The following is a 17964-nucleotide window of genomic DNA, read 5'->3' as shown; positions in this document are numbered from 1 at the left end:
TTTTGTTTTATTTCTTCGCATCGAAGATTTTAAAACCGTTTGCCTCCTCAAGAAGCGTCACATTCTTGAACAGCCCCTTGAGCGTCGTCTCATAAGGAAGTTGACGATTTGCGACCATCAGCAGACGTCCGCCGGTTTTCAACCGGGAAGCTGCCGCGGCAATGAATGCCTGTCCAAGCGACACATCCGTCACCCGCCCCTCGTGAAAAGGCGGGTTCATGACCACGGTGTCATAGATGCCCGTCAGTTTCTCGCTCGTCACATCGAACCAGTTGAAGCTGATCGGCACCGATGGGCCTAGCCGTTCCAGATTGCCGCGTGCGGCTTCCAGCGCCTCAAAATCAACCTCATAAAGGTCTATTGCCTTGATGCGGTCAGCAAACTTCAGGCATTGCGCAGCCAGATAGCCCCAGCCAGCGCCCAGATCGGCGACATTGCCGAAAACGATCTTTTCCATATGCGGCACGAGCAAGGCCGAGCCCTTGTCGATGACACCGTGCGAGAACATGCCGGGTTCGGTCTGGAACACGTCGTCGATATTGGCGGCAAGCGGCTTCAGGGCGGCGATGAAATCGTCGGTAAGGTCGGCAGGCCTCCTGAGCCAGAACACCACGGCATGGTTCTTCGACATGCGGTCGCTGATTTCGGCAATATTGCCGACCCATTTGCGAAAACTGTCGATGCCGAGCTTCTTGTCACCCGATACGGCGATCCAGCCGCCCGGCTCAACACGCGCCAGGAGCTCCGCAAACCACGCCTCGTTGCGTCCGCGATGTTTTCCGAGCAACAGTAGCCCACCGGCGAAACGGCGCCCCTCGTCCAATCTGGCGCCTAATCTGGGTACTGCCTTGAAACCTTCCTTTTCCAAGGCCAGCCAGTCGGGGCGCCAGGGTTGCAGGAAAGTGAGCGCCTGTTTCCATTCATCTTCAAGGCGCCGATCCGCAGAAAGACCGCAGCCAAGAAAGGACTGGCCTTCTTCAGGGATATCCAGAATGCCCTGATCGAAGGGGAGAAAGAGAGTTTGTTGTGCCGGTGTAATCATGGGCATCATCCATGGTCTTGAAATGAATCCCATGCAACAAAAAAGCGCGCCTCGCGGCGCGCTTTCCGGTTTCGCGAAAGATGCGACGCTTATTCAGCGTCGGCATCTTCCTTCTTCTTTTCCTGGGCAATTTCCTTGCCGGTTTCCTGATCGACAACCTTCATCGACAGGCGAACCTTACCTCGCTCGTCAAAGCCCATGAGCTTGACCCAGACCTTCTGGCCTTCCTTGACCACATCGGTGGTCTTGGCAACGCGGTCGGAAGCGAGCTGCGAAATGTGAACCAGACCGTCACGCGGGCCGAAGAAGTTCACGAAAGCACCGAAGTCGGCGGTCTTGACGACCGTGCCTTCGTAGATTTCGCCGACTTCCGGTTCGGCAACGATCGAATGAATCCACTTCTTGGCGGCTTCGATTTCCTTGCCGTTCGATGAAGCGATCTTCACCGTGCCGTCGTCTTCGATGTTGATCTTGGCGCCGGTCTTTTCCACGATTTCGCGGATGACCTTGCCGCCAGAACCGATAACATCGCGGATCTTGTCGGTCGGGATGTTCATCACTTCGATGCGCGGAGCAAATTCGCCGAGTTCTTCACGCGAGGTCGACAGAGCCTTGGCCATTTCGCCGAGGATGTGAACGCGACCGCCCTTGGCCTGTTCCAGAGCGACCTTCATGATCTCTTCGGTGATACCGTCGATCTTGATGTCCATCTGCAGCGAGGTGATGCCGTTTTCCGTACCGGCAACCTTGAAGTCCATGTCGCCGAGGTGATCTTCATCACCCAGAATGTCGGACAGAACGGCGAAGCGTTCGCCTTCCTTGATCAGGCCCATGGCGATACCGGCAACCGGACGTGCAAGCGGAACGCCTGCATCCATGAGAGCCAGCGACGTGCCGCAAACGGTTGCCATCGAGGACGAGCCGTTCGATTCCGTGATCTCGGAAACGGCGCGGATCGTGTAAGGGAACTGTTCAGCGGAAGGCAGCATCGGATGGATTGCGCGCCAGGCAAGCTTGCCATGGCCGATTTCGCGACGGCCCGGCGAACCCATGCGGCCGGTTTCACCAACCGAATAAGGCGGGAAGTTGTAGTGCAGCATGAAAGGCTGCTTGTAGGTGCCGGTCAGGGCGTCGATCATCTGTTCGTCTTCGCCGGTGCCGAGCGTGGCAACAACGATAGCCTGCGTTTCACCGCGGGTGAACAGAGCCGAACCGTGGGTGCGCGGCAGAAGGCCGACTTCCGATACAATCGGACGAACGGTCTTCAGATCGCGGCCATCGATGCGGCTGCCGGTGTCAAGAATGTTCCAGCGAACGATCTTGGCCTGCAAATGCTTGAAAATGGTCGCGAACTGTTCCGGCGACATTTCGGTTTCTTCCACGCCTTCGGGGAAGAAATGTTCCTTCGCCTTTGCCTTGGCGGCATCGACGGCGGCATAACGGGCCTGCTTTTCGGTGATCTTGTAAGCGTCGCGCAGATCGTTTTCGACAACGGCCAGCATCTTGGCTTCGAGAGCCGACAGGTCTTCCGGCTGGAAGTCGCGCGGTTCCTTGGCGGCAACTTCAGCGAGCTTGATGATCGCATCGATGACCGGCTGGAAGCCCTTCTGGCCGAAAACAACGGCGCCAAGCATGATTTCTTCGGAGAGTTCCTGTGCTTCGGATTCGACCATCAGCACGGCTTCCGACGTACCCGCGACGACCAGATCGAGCTTCGATTCCGGCATTTCGTCGATATTCGGGTTCAGAACATATTCGCCGTTGATGTAGCCGACGCGTGCGCCGCCAATCGGGCCCATGAAAGGCACGCCGGAAATGGTGAGCGCTGCGGAAGCTGCAACCATCGAAAGGACGTCAGGATCGTTTTCCAGATCGTGCTGGACAACGGTGACGACAACCTGCGTGTCGTTCTTGTAGCCATCGACGAAAAGCGGACGGATCGGACGGTCGATCAGGCGCGAAACCAGCGTTTCGTTTTCGCTCGGACGGCCTTCACGCTTGAAGTAGCCACCAGGAATCTTGCCGGCGGCATAGGTCTTTTCCTGATAGTTGACGGTCAGCGGGAAGAAATCCTGCCCGGGCTTTGGCTCCTTGGCAGAAACGACAGTCGCCAGAACGACGGTTTCGCCATAGGTTGCGAGTACGGCGCCGTCAGCCTGACGGGCGATCTTGCCGGTTTCGAGCGTGAGCGGACGACCGCCCCATTCGATTTCTACTTTATGGGTATTGAACATATCTTGTCCTCATGTGGTGATGCCGCGCAAAAGCGCCTGAAGGCATCGCCTCGGTTGGCGGACGGGCCACGGGCAAGACAACGGGAAGTTCGTAAGTGTCAGAACATTCATTTCCGAATACGCTCTGACACGAACTGCCTGCAATCCTGCCCCATGACTGGTCCAGGTCATGAGCCTTGTGAGCTCTTCATAGGCATGACGGAATGCACCCTGTGCGTCGTTTCATGCCAGCGGGCGTTCGCCCGATAGAGCGGATGCGCTCACATATGTTCGCGCTTCAGCTCAATCTGTTGTTTCAAGGCATGTCTTCGTCCCAAAACCGGTTCCCGCTCTTGGGAGACATGCTTACAGTCGCATTTGATCGGTTCGCGGCTATCCGCATGACCAAATGCCGATAAATCAAACGGGCGACGTTTTGAGGCGTCGCCCGATTTCAACCTTAGCGGCGCAGGCCGAGACGGCCGATCAGCGCCTGATAACGCGCTTCGTCAATGCCCTTGACATAGTCAAGAAGGCGACGACGCTGCGAAACCAGCTTCAGGAGGCCGCGACGCGAATGATTGTCATTCTTGTGGCCCTTGAAGTGTTCGGTGAGGTTGGCGATACGCTCGGAAAGAACGGCAACCTGTACTTCAGGAGAACCGGTGTCGCCTTCCTTGGTGGCGTATTCCTTGATAAGTGCTTGCTTGCGCTCAGCAGTAATCGACATCGTAACACCCTTTCTAGATGAGAGGAAAACCAGACGCCCGGGCCGGGATGTCGTCCAGCGCGGGCCATTTACACGATCTGACATGCTGTTACGCATGATCGATGAGGGGCATATAGTGCAAAATTGGCAGGAATGCCAGTCTCAATTCAATTTGCCACCTCACCGCCATCATCCAACGAAACGTCAGCCGGTTGTGAAAACCCGCTTCGGCTTGAACTGTCCATGTTCGATATAGCCGATGGCGAGCAGTTTTCCGCGTGTGGTGACACAGGCTTCGTCTGCCTCCAGAGGTGCATCGCGTCCGCGCAGGATCACCGGATTGCCGAGACGCACGCGCTGCGCCTGATCGTCGGAAAGCGCCACCTGCGGCAGGCAGTCGAGTGCAGCACCCGTATCGATGACCAATGCGTCGATCGCCGAAAAATCCCGGCGCGGAGCTGGCTCCACGATATTGCCGTCCTCATCCTTCGGCGGGAGCGGCGGCCATGCCTGTTCCAGTTCCGCCAGCGTCACGGAATCCTCTTCCGTAAACGGGGCAACCTCGATGCGGCGCAGCTCCGAAATATGGCCGTAGCAGCCAAGATCACGCCCCATGTCGCGCGCCAGCGAGCGCACATAGGTGCCCTTGGAGCATTCGACTTCGAACTCGGTGCGGTCGGCATCCGGAATGCCCACGATTTCCAGACGGTCGATCTCGACTTCGCGGGAAGGGATTTCGACCGTTTCGCCTTCACGGGCGAGGTCGTAGGCGCGCTCGCCGTCGATCTTGATAGCCGAGAACTGCGGCGGAACCTGTGAAATGACGCCAGTATAATTGGGCAGCAGTGCTTCGATATCCGCCCGCGACGGGCGCTTCTCCGATGTCTTGGTCGGCTGGCCTTCCAGATCGTCGGTGGAACGTTCTTCGCCCCAGGTCACGGTAAAACGGTAGATCTTGGTTCCATCCATGACATAAGGCACGGTCTTGGTCGCTTCGCCAAGCGCTATGGGCAGCATGCCGGAAGCAAGCGGATCGAGTGTACCGGCATGGCCGGCCTTTTCGGCATTGAACAGCCACTTGATCTTCGAGACCGCCTCGGTCGATCCCATCCCTTTCGGCTTGTCGAAAATAACCCAGCCGGATATCGGGCGACCTTTTTTCTTGCCCCGTCTTGCCATGCTTTACTCGTCTCCATTGCCGGAAGCCTTGTCTGCCTCCCGGTCTTCTTCATCGTGATGCCCAAGGTCGCGGGCGACTTCCGGCGAGCGGAGCAGCGCATCGATCTTGGAAAAATTGTCAAAGCTGGTATCGGCCCGGAAGCGGAATTCGGGCATGTACTTCATCTGGCTGAGGCTGGGCGCCATGCGTCCGCGAATGAACTTTGCATTTGCGGCGAGTGCCTTGATAACGGCTTGCGTGTCGGCATCCCCGAGCGGAGTGATGAAGCAGGTCGCGATCTTGAGGTCGGGCGACATACGCACTTCCGAAACGGAAATCACGGTGCGGGCAATGAGATCGTCGCGGATTTCCCCCCGCTGCAGCACCTGCGCCAATGCGTGGCGCACCTGCTCGCCGACGCGGAGCTGGCGCTGGGAAAGGCCGCCCGAGCCTTTTGGATCTGGAGAACGTGCCATGGCTATACCCTCGATAAACAGCCGCCAATCGGCATCCAGCCGCGAAGGACTGTCCGACAACATGACTACAAATTGGCAGGCGTAATAATACGCAACTTACCACAATCCAGCCGGGAGTCAGACCCTCTGGACCGGATAATGAAAAGCCGGGCCGCCTTACGGCAGCCCGGCGAGACAGTAATCAGAGTGTGCGCGAAACGTGTTCGACGCGGAAGGCTTCGATGACGTCGCCTGCGCGAATGTCGTCGTAGTTCTCGAACGCCATGCCGCACTCCTGACCGGCCGGAACTTCCGACACTTCGTCCTTGAAGCGCTTGAGCGTCTTGAGCTTGCCTTCGTGGATAACCACGTTGTCGCGAATGAGGCGGACGCCTGCACCACGCTCGACCTTGCCTTCGGTGACACGGCAACCGGCGACCTTGCCGACCTTGGTGATGTTGAAGACTTCGAGAATCTCGGCATTGCCAAGGAAGGTTTCGCGGCGCTCCGGCGACAGAAGACCCGACATCGCTGCCTTAACGTCATCGATGAGATCATAGATGATGTTGTAGTAGCGGATTTCGATGCCCTGCTGATCGGCTGCGTCACGTGCCTGCTTGTTGGCGCGGACGTTGAAGCCGATGATCGCGGCGTTGGAGGCTTCGGCCAGCGACACGTCGCTTTCCGTGATGCCGCCTGCGCCCGAATGGACGATGCGGGCGCGAACTTCGTCGGTGCCAAGCTTGTCCAGCGCATTGGTGATGGCTTCGATGGAACCCTGCACATCACCCTTGATGACGAGCGGGAATTCCTTCGTGCCCGAAACCTGAAGCTGGTTCATCATCTGCTCGAGCGAACCGCGTGCACCGGACTGGCGAGCGACGGCCTTGTCGCGCGCCAGGCGCTGGCGGTACTCGGCGATTTCACGCGCCTTGGCTTCGTTGGCAACGACTGCGAAACGGTCACCCGCCTGCGGCGTACCCTGAAGGCCGAGGATTTCGACCGGCATTGCCGGACCGGCTTCCTTGACATGCTCGCCACGGTCATTGACCAGAGCGCGCACGCGGCCCCATTCGCTGCCCGCGACCAGAATGTCACCGGGATGCAGCGTACCGGTCTGAACCAGAACGGTTGCAACCGAACCACGGCCACGATCAAGCTGGGCTTCGACGACGACGCCTTCCGCGGTACGCGTCGGATCGGACTTGAGATCAAGGATTTCAGCCTGCAACAGAATTGCTTCAAGCAACTTGTCGAGGTTGATCTTGTTCTTCGCCGACACTTCCACGTCGAGCACTTCACCGCCCATCGATTCCACGAAGACTTCGTGCTGCAGCAGGGCAGTGCGAACTTTCTGCGGATCGGCGGCAGGCTTGTCGATCTTGTTGATCGCCACGATGATCGGGACACCAGCCGCCTTGGCATGGTTGATCGATTCAATCGTCTGCGGCATCACGCTGTCGTCAGCGGCAACCACCAGAATGGCAATGTCGGTCGCCTGCGCACCACGGGCACGCATCGCGGTGAATGCGGCGTGGCCCGGCGTATCGATGAAGGTGATCTTCTGGCCGTTCTGTTCGACCTGATAGGCACCGATATGCTGGGTGATGCCACCGGCTTCGCCGGACACGACGTTGGCATGACGAATGGCGTCGAGCAGCGAAGTCTTGCCGTGATCGACGTGGCCCATGATGGTCACGACCGGAGGACGGGAAACCAGTGCGGCTTCGTTGTCGGCAACGCCAAAGATGCCTTCTTCGACGTCCGATTCCGCAACGCGCTTGACGGTGTGGCCGAACTCTTCAGCGATCAGTTGCGCCATATCAGCGTCGATCACGTCGCCCGGCTTCATCATCTGGCCCTGCTTCATCAGGTACTTGATGATGTCAACGGAGCGCTCGGTCATACGCTGGGCAAGTTCCTGCAACGTGATGGTTTCAGGAATGGTCACTTCACGCGAAATCTTTTCGCGGGTTTCCTGCATCTGCGAACGCTTGAACTTTTCCTGACGGCGGCGCATCGCCGAAAGCGAACGCGAACGGCCCTCCTCCTCAAGATTGCTCGTGAGAGTGAGCTTGCCGCGACGGCGGTCATCTTCGCCCTTCACAACCTTCGGTGCACGCACTTCCGGCTTGGCGGGGGTGCCACGACGAACTGCGCCGCGACGGTCATCGTCGTCATCCGACTGACCGGGCTTGCGAAGCTGGCTCTGCGGAAGCGGCTTGCCCGGAATGGGGGCAGCATCGACGAGGCTCGGCGCCGGGCGCGGTCCGCCTTGTTGCGGACGGCCACTTTGCGGCGGGCGACTGCCCTGAGGACGACCCGCCTCACGCGGACGATTGCCTTGCGGCGCCGGGCGCGCGTCATCGCGACGCTCGGTGCGGGCTTCGGGCTGCGGCATACGCTTGGCGGCTTCTTCCTCGGCCTTGCGGCGGGCATCCGCCTCGGCCTTGAGACGAGCTTCCTCTTCCGCCTGGCGACGGGCAGATTCTTCACGTTCCTTGGCGCGGCGTGCTTCTTCCTCGGCGCGACGCTTGGCTTCCTCGACAGCGCGAGCGCGTTCTTCGACTTCGCGTACCTGTGCTTCCTCGAGTGCGCGGCGACGCGCATCCATTTCAGAGCGCGACAGCGTGTTGAGAACCATGCCGGAGCGGTCGGACGGACGCGGGCGCTGTGCCTGCTGTCCACCGGGGCGCTGCTGCATCGGGCGCTGCTGCGCGACATGCGGCCTCGTTACCGAAGCAGCAGGTGCTGCCGGCTTGGGTGCCGGAGTTGCAGGTGCTGGCGCGCGCACTGCCGGAGCGGGCTGTGCAGCCTGGGCAGGCTGTGCGGCCTGGGCCGGTGCAGGGGCTGCAGGCGCAGGAGCCGCCGGGGCAGGAGCAGCAGGCCGTGGGGCCGCCGCTTCGACTTCCGGCTTCTCGTCAGGCCGCGAGAATTTGCGCTTCTTCGTTTCAACGACGACAGCCTTCGTGCGGCCGTGGCTGAAATTCTGGCGCACGGTGCTCTGCTCGACGCCTGGCCGCTTCATGGTCAGCGTCTTCTTCGTATTAACGCTCAGCGTCTTGTCGTCGTTCGTTTTATCGCTCATTACGTTTCCGTTTCCTTCGCGGCTCCGGCCGCTCTACTCGAGCATTATCCAACGCGACCCGGTCATGTTGGATAAAGCTCCAGTCATCCGCTTCAACGTGCAATCCCATCCGGGGCCTGCCAAACCCCTCCAGAGCTGCACTCTACTCCGAGTCCGATGCGCTTTCACCGCGATAGCGATGCAATATAAGCGCCCGCTTTACGAACCCGGCTGCCGCCTTTCCTTCAAGTACGGCTGCATGTATCACATTTCCGCCCCCAAATGCCAAATCCATTTCTTCTCCCGTAAAAAGAGAGAAAGAAGGGATTTCCGGACCATCCAGATGCACCACGGCACGGCGAGCCTGATCAAGCTTGCGTACGCCGTCGGCAGCGGCTTCCCTTGCGTGCAACACCATGGCGGCTGCCCCGGTACGGATCGCCTGGTCCACCTTGGTGGAGCCCGACACCACAGCACCGGCCTTGCGGGCCAGAGCGAGACTGCCGAGAGCAGATTTCGTCAGCAGCTGGTCAACCAGCGCGCCAAGATCCGCCTGCGGCGTTACACCTTCTTTCAGCGCCCGCGCAAAAAGCTTGCGCTTGACCGCTTCATCCACCAGACGGCGCTCGGCCTTGACCCAGCATCCCCTGCCCGGCAGATTTCGTTTCAGATCCGGCACGACGGAACCATCGGGACCAGCCACGAACCGGATCAAAACATCGGCAGAACCGCTTTCGCGCGTGACGATACAGGTTCTGTCATTCATATCCTGCTCCACGCGTACTCCAGTCTTGCCACATCGCGGTCTGCCCGCACATCGGACCCAACGCGGGCGCTGTACCAGAGCGAAAGCCCCACCACAACCCGTTAGAGCGCCATGGGTCCTCATAAACGCACAAAGGACGCTCCAAACCGATGAATCCAAGCATCGCGCTTTCCGAAAATCCCAACCGATTTTTCGGGTGGATGCTCAGGACGGCCACCACCGCCCTCGAAAGCCGAACTGGCCGATCAATCCGGATGAACGACGGCCATTTTTCAGAACTCAATTGCGAGAGCCGCACAGCTTACGCCTGAAATGAACCAGACGTAAGAGCCACGCGGCCCTCCTGTTCCAGCAGGCTTCTTAAGAAGCTGCTTCCTCTTCGCCAGCTTCGGCTTCTTCTTCCTGAGCCGATGCCAGTTCTTCTTCCGTGATCCATCCTGCCTTCAAACGCGCAGTCAGCACCATCTGTTCCGCATCGACGCGCGAAACGTCAAACGGAGAGAAGATGCCGCTATGGGCGACGGTTTCGCCGTCCTTGCGTTCACGCCAGCCAACGAGATCATCAACGGCATAACCGGCAAAGTCCTCGATCGTCTTCACGCCGTCTTCGCCGACAGCCACCAGCATCGCCGTGGTGATGCCCGGCAGTTCGCGCAGTTCATCCGCGACGCCCAGTTCCTTGCGGCGATTATCCTGTTCGCTTTCGATGCGATCCAGATATTCGCGGGCGCGTTCCTGGATTTCGCCAGCCGTATCGTCGTCGAAGCCATCGATGGAGGCGATTTCGCCCGGCTCGACATAGGCCAGTTCCTCGATCGAGGCAAAGCCCTCGGAAGCCAGAACCTGACCGACCATCTCGTCGACGTCGAGCGCTTCCATGAACAGGGTCGAACGTTCGGCGAATTCCTTCTGGCGACGTTCGGATTCTTCGTCTTCCGTCAGGATGTCGATGTCCCAGCCGGTGAGCTGGGAAGCCAGACGCACGTTCTGACCACGACGACCGATTGCAAGTGATAGTTGGTCATTCGGGACGACAACTTCAATACGTTCGGCATCTTCATCGAGAACAACCTTGGCAACTTCAGCTGGCTGAAGCGCATTGACGATGAAGGAAGCCGCATCCGGCGACCACGGAATGATGTCGATCTTCTCGCCCTGCAGCTCGCCCACAACGGCCTGAACGCGCGAACCGCGCATACCGACGCAGGCGCCGACCGGATCGATGGAAGCGTCACGCGAGACGACCGCGATCTTGGCACGGGAACCCGGATCACGGGCAACCGACTTGATTTCGATGATGCCGTCGTAGATTTCCGGCACTTCCATGGTGAAAAGCTTCGCCATGAAGGACGGATGGGTACGCGACAGGAAAATCTGCGGACCGCGCTGTTCACGACGCACGTCGTAGACATAGGCGCGGATGCGATCGCCGTAACGGAAAGCTTCACGCGGGATCAGTTCGTCACGACGCACGATGGCTTCGCCACGGCCCAGATCAACGATCACATTGCCGTATTCGACGCGCTTCACAGTACCGTTGACGATTTCGCCGACACGGTCCTTGTATTCGTCATACTGGCGGTCACGCTCGGCTTCACGCACTTTCTGCACGATGACCTGCTTTGCCGACTGCGCGGCGATACGGCCGAAATCCATCGGCGGAAGCTGGTCAGCGATGAAATCACCAATCTGTGCGTCCGGGTTGCGATCACGGGCGGTGAAGAGTGAAATCTGCGTCGCGTAATCCTCGACGTGTTCAACGACTTCGAGCAGGCGCTGCAGCTTGATCTCACCGGACTTCGCATTGATGTCCGCGCGAATGTTGCTTTCCTGGCCGTAACGCGAACGCGCCGCCTTCTGGATCGCATCGGCCATGGCCGCAAGAACGATCTCGCGGTCGATCGACTTCTCGCGTGCGACCGCATCGGCGATCTGCAAAAGCTCCAGCCTGTTAGCACTGACTGCCATTGGACTCTCCTTGGTGTCGCATCCGGCTCCTCAAGATGCCGGACGCCTGAAACTTATTCTTTATCTTCGGCTTCGTCCGATGCGGCTCCGTCGGACTGCCCGTCCGCTTCATCGCTACCGAGATCGTCACCCGGAATGCGGCCTTCGCGCAGGGCCTTGTCCTTGCGCAGCGCATCGCGGATCAGGTCATCGGTCAGAACGAGGCGCGCATCCGAGATCAGATCGAATGGAATGCGCACGACAGGTTCGCTGCCATAAGAAATCTGGTCGCTTTCGATCACGACGGATTCCGCATCGCCCAGAACGATACGGCCACGGAACTTCTTGCGGCCTTCATGAACGATGGAAGTTTCCACCTTTGCAATGTGACCGGCCCAGTCGGCGAAGTCCGACTTGCGGACGAGCGGGCGGTCGATACCGGGAGAGGAGATCTCCAGATGGTATTTTCCATTGATCGGATCTTCCACGTCGAGAACCGGCGCAACGGTGCGGCTGACCAGCTCGCAATCGTCGACCGTCATCGTGCCGTCGGGACGCTCGGCCATGATCTGCAAGGTCTGGCCGTTGAGGCCGGAAAGGCGCACACGCACAAGGCGGAAACCCAGCGTATTGAGCACCGGCTCCACAATGCCTGCTACTTTTGCATCGATGCCCGTTTCGCGAATGATACGCTCATCCGCGCCTGCGGCTTCAATTGCCTGTTCCTGTTCCGTCACTCGATAAACCTTTTTACAGAGCCGTAAGTAACAAAAAAGAGCGGGTCCGGGAGGGCCCACTCTTGTTCAAACGACCAAGAATTTGAAGCCTATATACCAGCGGAAGCGGATTTTTTCAAGACCGCTTCTGCTGTTCGATTCATTCCGTTTACGCCCAGCCGCTTCAACGGCGGATAAAGGTCAGATAGGCGGCGCGGCGTCCCTCGCGAAAAGCCTTTGCTTCATAGCGCGTGCCCGGCCAGCCTTCATAGGCATCATTCCAGTCGGACGGGCCGTCCGCCTGCCAGTCGAATGCCGGGTGACGGCGACAATGCTGGAGCGTCCAGTTGACGTAATGTTCGATATCCGAAGCAAAACGGAATTTCGCGCCGGGCTTCAACACGCGAGCGAAGCGATCCAGATTGGCGTCGCTCACGAAACGGCGTTTCCAGTGGCGGCGCTTGTGCCACGGATCGGGATAGAAAAGATCGATGCCCGTCAGGGAAGCATCCGGCAGCCAGTCCAATACCGCCGTCGCATCCTCGTCATAGAGGCGCAGGTTTTGCCGCGACTCTGCATCCAGTGCCGCCAGCATCTTGGCCATGCCGTTGATGAACGGTTCGACGCCGATGAAGCCTGTCTGCAGATAGCGGCCGGTTTCGTGGTGCAGATGCTCGCCGCCGCCGAAGCCAATCTCCAGGCGCACGGCATCAACCTTTGCGTCAAAGAGCGGGCGCAAATCCTGCGGTGCCGGATTTTCGACATCGATCTTCAGGCGCGGCAGAAGATCCTCGAACAGGTTCTTCTGGTGGCTCCGCAAAGGCTTGCCGTGGCGACGGCCGAAGAAATTTCCGGCACCGCGCAGAGGATGAGATTCTTCGGTCATACTTTATCCGTGGGCATCATATCTGGTGCTCTATCCATCTATTTTGACGCGCATCTAGTCCGAAAACCGTTTCACACTTTTCGGGATGTGCTCCAATAGCAGAAGAGCGCGATCCAAGACCGCGCTCCTCGAAAATCGTCGGCACACATAATGCCAAGCGGTTTTAGATGCAACTTCCCGCCGGAAGTTACGCCACCGCAGCCTTCAGAGCCTTGGTCAGGTCCGTCTTCTCCCAGGAGAAGGAACCGTCACGGCCCGGCTTGCGACCGAAATGACCATAAGATGAGGTCTTGGCATAGATCGGCTTGTTAAGGTCGAGATGCTTGCGGATGCCCGTCGGCGACAGGTCCATGACTTCACGCAGCGCTTCCTCGACCGCAGATTCGGCCACCTTGCCGGTGCCATGCAGGTCGACATAGACCGACAGCGGCTGTGCAACGCCGATGGCATAGGAAAGCTGGATCGTGCAGCGGTCGGCAAGTCCGGCGGCAACCACGTTCTTGGCGAGATAACGGGCAGCATAAGCGGCGGAACGGTCAACCTTGGTCGTGTCCTTGCCGGAGAATGCACCGCCGCCATGCGGAGCGGCACCACCGTAAGTGTCCACGATGATCTTGCGGCCGGTCAGCCCGGCATCGCCGTCCGGTCCCCCAATGACGAACTTGCCGGTCGGATTGATGTACCAGTTGCAGTTGGCGGCTATCGGAAGGTCGCCGAGCGCTTCGCGGATATAGGGTTCGACAACCGAACGGACCTTTTTCGAATCCCAGCTTGCATCCAGATGCTGCGTGGAAAGAACGATCTGCGTAACCTCGGCGGCCTTGCCGTTCTCGTAGCGCACCGTGACCTGGCTCTTGGCGTCAGGCCCGAGCTTGCCCGCGTCGCCCTCACCCTTGTGGCGGGCTTCGGACAGCTTTTCCAGAATCTTGTGCGAATAATAGATCGGCGCCGGCATGAGATCGGGGGTTTCGCGGCAGGCATAGCCGAACATGATGCCCTGATCGCCCGCACCTTCTTCGCCCTGACGGTCGGCGGCGTTGTCCACGCCCTGCGCGATGTCGGCGGATTGCGGATGCAGAAGCACGTCGATCTTCACGGTCTTCCAGTTGAAACCGTTCTGTTCGTAACCGATTTCGCGGATCGCCTTGCGGGCCGCCGAACGGAAACGCGAAGGATTGATGAGCGGATGCCCGGCAGCATCATGGGCGATGGTGCCATCCTTATTCTTCTTCAGGAAAGTATCCGGCACGCGCACTTCGCCGGCGATGACCACGCGATTGGTGGTCGCAAGCGTTTCACAGGCAACACGGACAGACCACGGATCGACGCCGGTGCGGCGCGCTTCCTTGTAGATCATGTCCACGATTTCATCGGAGATGCGGTCGCAAACCTTGTCCGGATGGCCTTCGGACACAGATTCGCTGGTGAAGAGATAAGAACTGCGCGACACGGGTAACCCCTCTTGAAAATCCAACGGAGAATATCTCCGCCATGGAAACACAGTAGCGCCCGGAACAGGTTCCAGCGTTCCGGGCACGGTAATGTGTTAGCGAAGTTGGGATTAAACCGTCAATGCATATTCTTGTTGCGGCAGCGCCTCGGCACGAAAATTCGTTCCGCATGGCCTTTTCCGACTGCTCCCGCGCCGTGAAGTGCCAAGTCCGGCGGGACACGGCCATGTCCCGTTCCTATCGCCTTTTCAGGATATGCAGTCAGTCAGCGTCCGCAGCGAGCGACTTCACGAGATCGATGATCTTGCGGCGCACTTTGGGATCTGAAATTTTCGTGAAGGCACGGGTCAGCTGAACGCCTTCATTGGAATTCAGGAAGTCGACAACGTAGGTCGCTTCATTATCTTCTGCAAAACCGGCCTGGTTCGAGGAACCCGGCGCGTCTTCAAAAAAGAAGGAGACCGGGACATTCAGAATGGCCGAGATCGCCTGAAGGCGGCTTGCACCGACACGGTTGGTGCCTTTCTCGTATTTCTGGATCTGCTGAAAGGTAATGCCGAGATTTTCGCCTAGTTTTTCCTGACTGAGGCCCAGCATGTTACGACGAAGACGGATGCGGCTGCCGACATGCACGTCAATGGGGTTGGGCTTCTTTTTATTCTCAATCATACAACTGTCACTCCTCGCAGCTGCGAGCTTTCATTCATGCTCTGTTCATCTGAACAGCGATAACAATAAGTTTTGGGAGGTAGTCTGACGATTTTCCGCAAAAACCGTCGCCGCCGAGCCATAACATCGTAACAATATTAGTCTGTCAATGAAAACGCCTGCCGATTGGCAGTCGGAGAGCCACGCTCACCGCGAGTAAGGTTAACAGCGCTACCAGAGATTGTCGCGAGCCGGGTGGCGTGCTCCAAAATGGTGCACGAGTTGACGGTAGGTAAGCGTCAACGACCCCGACGGCATCATGCGCAAGGCCGTCAGTGATTCGACCATAAGCATCCACGACCGCTGAAAGACCATTATTGGCTGCGCGAATGAGGGGCAGCCCCTGCTCCACGGCCCGCACCTGGGCCTGCCGAAAATGCTGGTATGGTCCCGGCGTATCGCCATACCACGCGTCATTCGTCACATTGATGATGGCACTTGCCGCCTGTCCGGAATAGCCGAGTTCGTCCGGGAAAATCGCCTCATAGCAGACCAGCGGCAGAAAGCTTGTGCCATCTTTCACGTTCAGCGCCCGGCGCGTGGTGCCGGCGGTAAACCCGCCGGGCATTTCCACCACTTCCTGAAGCCCAAGCCTGCGAAGAAAATTCTCATAAGGCAGATATTCGCCGAAGGGGACGAGATGCACCTTGTCGGCGGCATCGACAATGACGCCCCGGTCATCGATCGTGTAAATGGAATTATAATAGCGCGGCTCGCCGCCACCGGATGCCTTTTCTTCACGAACGGCACCGGTCAACAGCACCTGACCGTCCTGCAGAACTTCGCCGATCCGGGAAAGAGCCTCGGGCGTTGAGGTGAGGATATAAGGAACTGCCGTTTCGGGCCATATGATCACATCGGGCTTCGGCTTGCCTTCGGCGGGTGCTTCCGCCGTCAGGGAAACCAGCTTGTCGAAAATGGACCGGCGTTCGGCATTATCCCACTTCATGGTCTGGGCAATGGATGGCTGCACGATACGAACCGCGAGCGAGGTTTTTTCCTCGCCCAATGCGGGCGCTTGTGAAAGCGTCCACGCACCGAAGCCGATGTGGGCAGCGACGAGTATCAGGGCAAATGCAATGCCCGTCTTTGCAAACCGCCCGCCGATCAGCAATGCTGGTGCGGCAAAGACAAACACTGCCAGGGCGCTCATCCCGGTGAGGCCAAGCACGGCGACCGATTGCATCAGAAGCGGCGTTGGCATGATGGCATAGCCGATGGCGTTCCACGGGAAACCGGTGAACAGAAAGAGGCGCAGCCACTCCGCCAGCGCAAAGCCCAACGCAAGCGCAACGATGCGCCCCAGGCCGTCAGACCAGAAGATACGCGCGACCATGGCCGCAAGCGCGTAGAAAAGCGCCAGAAACGCGGGCAGCCCCAGAACCGCAAGCGGCAGGGCCCAGGCAAACTGGTCCGCATCGACGAGCAGCGCCGTGCCGATCCACCACAGCCCTGAAACGAAATAACCGAAACCAAACCACCAGCCGACCATTGCTGCGGGAAGCAGGCGCCTGACCGGACCGGCATTCGCATTGGCGATAGCGCCATCGATCAGCCAGACGAGAATCGGAAAAGAGATGAAGCCCGCTACAAAGATATCGAAGGGCGGCTGGGTCAGTGTGGCGAAGGCACCACTCAGAAAAGCGGCCAGCGCACGACGCCAGCCGCTCGACAGAATGATTTTCCCCGCCAGCCTTTCGATCATCCGGCCTCTTTGGGGGCGTCGGTTGCCGTTTCGGCTTGTGCGGGCTGTTCTCCCGGCTTGGCGGATACGACAGCGCGTTGCTGGCGGCGACGGTCAGCCGCGGAAAGCGGCACGATACGCACTTTCTTTACCCGGCGCGGATCGACTTCCAGCACGTGGAATTCGTAGCCCGGAATTGCCTGAACGACCTCGCCGCGAACCGGAATACGCCCGAGAACGGAGAAGATCAGACCGCCGACCGTATCGACGTCCTCGCCATGCTCGCCCACTTCGAAAGACGGGCCGATCTTTGCGGCCAGTTCCTCCAGATCGGCGCGTGCATCCACGACGAACACGCCGTCGGCTTCTTCGGCGATCATGATTTCTTCGTCGTCATGTTCGTCTTCGATATCGCCGACGACCATTTCGACGATGTCTTCCAGCGAGACCAGACCATCGGTGCCGCCATATTCGTCGATGACCAGAGCCATCTGGATATGAGTCGCCTGCATGCGCGCCATCAATCCGCTCGCCATCATGGATGGCGGCACGAACAGGACCTTGCGCATGAGATTGAGTTCACCGATCGTCTTGGTGAGATCGATGCGGCCCATGTCGAACTTGGCGGCCTTGTCTTCGGCTGTCGCCTTGCTGCGCGGGCTGCTGCGGCGCGTGGTCTTCTGACGGGCCTGCTTGGTGATGTAGTTGAGAACATCGCGGATATGGATCATGCCGCGCGGGTCGTCCAGCGTTTCGGCATAGACCGGCATACGCGAATGGCCGGATTTTTCGAAAAGTTCCAGCACTTCCCAGAGCGGCGTGGAAATTTCCACGGCCTCGACGTCGGCGCGCGGAATCATCACGTCTTCAACGCGGATTTCGCGCAGGCGCAGGATATTGTGCAGCATCGCCTTTTCTTCGGGCGAGAATGCTGAATCCTGTTCGCTTGCCGTGCTGGAAAGGGCATCGGCCAGATCTTCACGCAGCGAAGAGGATTGGCGCGAGCGCATGAACGGGAAAATATTCGACAACAGGGAACGCTTTTCGGCCACTACGGACCGCTGCGTACTTTGCCCTTCGGCGTCTTGAGTCTCGCTGCGATTTTCGCCAGCGGACGGGGGGTGCGATGTTTGATCAGCCATGGTCAATCGTTGTTAAGGT

At 59.0% G+C, this 17964-nt stretch carries 14 protein-coding genes; all 14 read right to left on the bottom strand.

All coding sequences use genetic code 11. The features are described 5' to 3' along the window. Positions 1 to 7: 7 nt before the first annotated feature. The 14 genes from OINT_RS12380 to OINT_RS12315 all read right to left on the bottom strand — a co-directional run bounded on the left by OINT_RS12380 (position 8) and on the right by OINT_RS12315 (position 17945). Positions 8 to 1042, bottom strand: coding sequence for a class I SAM-dependent methyltransferase (locus OINT_RS12380; RefSeq protein WP_006473092.1), 1035 nt, complete (start codon positions 1040 to 1042; stop codon positions 8 to 10). An 89-nt stretch (positions 1043 to 1131) separates the two neighbouring features. After that, positions 1132 to 3276, bottom strand: a complete 2145-nt coding sequence (pnp, locus tag OINT_RS12375) for a polyribonucleotide nucleotidyltransferase (protein WP_006468160.1) — start codon at positions 3274 to 3276, stop codon at positions 1132 to 1134. A 439-nt stretch (positions 3277 to 3715) separates the two neighbouring features. Further along, positions 3716 to 3985 carry a 30S ribosomal protein S15 gene (gene rpsO / locus OINT_RS12370; RefSeq protein ID WP_006473093.1) on the bottom strand — a complete coding sequence of 90 codons (270 nt, stop codon included), beginning with the start codon at positions 3983 to 3985 and terminating at the stop codon, positions 3716 to 3718. 183 nt (positions 3986 to 4168) lie between these two features. Continuing rightward, complete coding sequence (truB, locus tag OINT_RS12365; protein WP_006468157.1) at positions 4169 to 5143, bottom strand: tRNA pseudouridine(55) synthase TruB; 975 nt, start codon at positions 5141 to 5143, stop codon at positions 4169 to 4171. Positions 5144 to 5146: 3 nt separating this feature from the next. After that, positions 5147 to 5599, bottom strand: coding sequence for a 30S ribosome-binding factor RbfA (gene rbfA, locus OINT_RS12360; RefSeq protein WP_006473096.1), 453 nt, complete (start codon positions 5597 to 5599; stop codon positions 5147 to 5149). Positions 5600 to 5780: 181 nt separating this feature from the next. Next, the gene (gene infB, locus OINT_RS12355; protein WP_006468155.1) at positions 5781 to 8666 is read right to left on the bottom strand and encodes a translation initiation factor IF-2; all 2886 of its coding nucleotides are present in this window, start codon (positions 8664 to 8666) and stop codon (positions 5781 to 5783) included. Between the two features lie 142 nt (positions 8667 to 8808). Continuing rightward, on the bottom strand, positions 8809 to 9423 hold the full coding sequence (locus tag OINT_RS12350; protein ID WP_268870292.1) for an RNA-binding protein: 615 nt from the start codon (positions 9421 to 9423) through the stop codon (positions 8809 to 8811). A gap of 348 nt (positions 9424 to 9771) precedes the next feature. Beyond that, on the bottom strand, positions 9772 to 11379 hold the full coding sequence (gene nusA / locus OINT_RS12345) for a transcription termination factor NusA (protein ID WP_006468151.1): 1608 nt from the start codon (positions 11377 to 11379) through the stop codon (positions 9772 to 9774). A 53-nt stretch (positions 11380 to 11432) separates the two neighbouring features. Then, positions 11433 to 12095, bottom strand: a complete 663-nt coding sequence (rimP, locus tag OINT_RS12340; RefSeq protein ID WP_006473098.1) for a ribosome maturation factor RimP — start codon at positions 12093 to 12095, stop codon at positions 11433 to 11435. Positions 12096 to 12258: 163 nt separating this feature from the next. Continuing rightward, complete coding sequence (gene trmB / locus OINT_RS12335) at positions 12259 to 12960, bottom strand: tRNA (guanine(46)-N(7))-methyltransferase TrmB (RefSeq protein WP_006468147.1); 702 nt, start codon at positions 12958 to 12960, stop codon at positions 12259 to 12261. A gap of 187 nt (positions 12961 to 13147) precedes the next feature. Then, complete coding sequence (gene metK, locus OINT_RS12330; RefSeq protein ID WP_006473099.1) at positions 13148 to 14410, bottom strand: methionine adenosyltransferase; 1263 nt, start codon at positions 14408 to 14410, stop codon at positions 13148 to 13150. Positions 14411 to 14672: 262 nt separating this feature from the next. Further along, the gene (locus OINT_RS12325; protein ID WP_006468145.1) at positions 14673 to 15080 is read right to left on the bottom strand and encodes a helix-turn-helix domain-containing protein; all 408 of its coding nucleotides are present in this window, start codon (positions 15078 to 15080) and stop codon (positions 14673 to 14675) included. 145 nt (positions 15081 to 15225) lie between these two features. Continuing rightward, complete coding sequence (gene lnt / locus OINT_RS12320; RefSeq protein ID WP_006468144.1) at positions 15226 to 16824, bottom strand: apolipoprotein N-acyltransferase; 1599 nt, start codon at positions 16822 to 16824, stop codon at positions 15226 to 15228. Next, positions 16821 to 17945, bottom strand: a complete 1125-nt coding sequence (locus OINT_RS12315; protein WP_006473100.1) for a hemolysin family protein — start codon at positions 17943 to 17945, stop codon at positions 16821 to 16823. Before OINT_RS12315 ends, lnt begins: the two co-directional genes overlap by 4 nt. Between the last annotated feature and the right edge of the window lie 19 nt (positions 17946 to 17964).

This window comes from Brucella intermedia LMG 3301 (assembly GCF_000182645.1).
In the GTDB taxonomy this organism is placed as follows: Bacteria; Pseudomonadota; Alphaproteobacteria; order Rhizobiales; family Rhizobiaceae; genus Brucella; species Brucella intermedia.
This window is presented reverse-complemented; position numbering and strand designations above follow the sequence as displayed.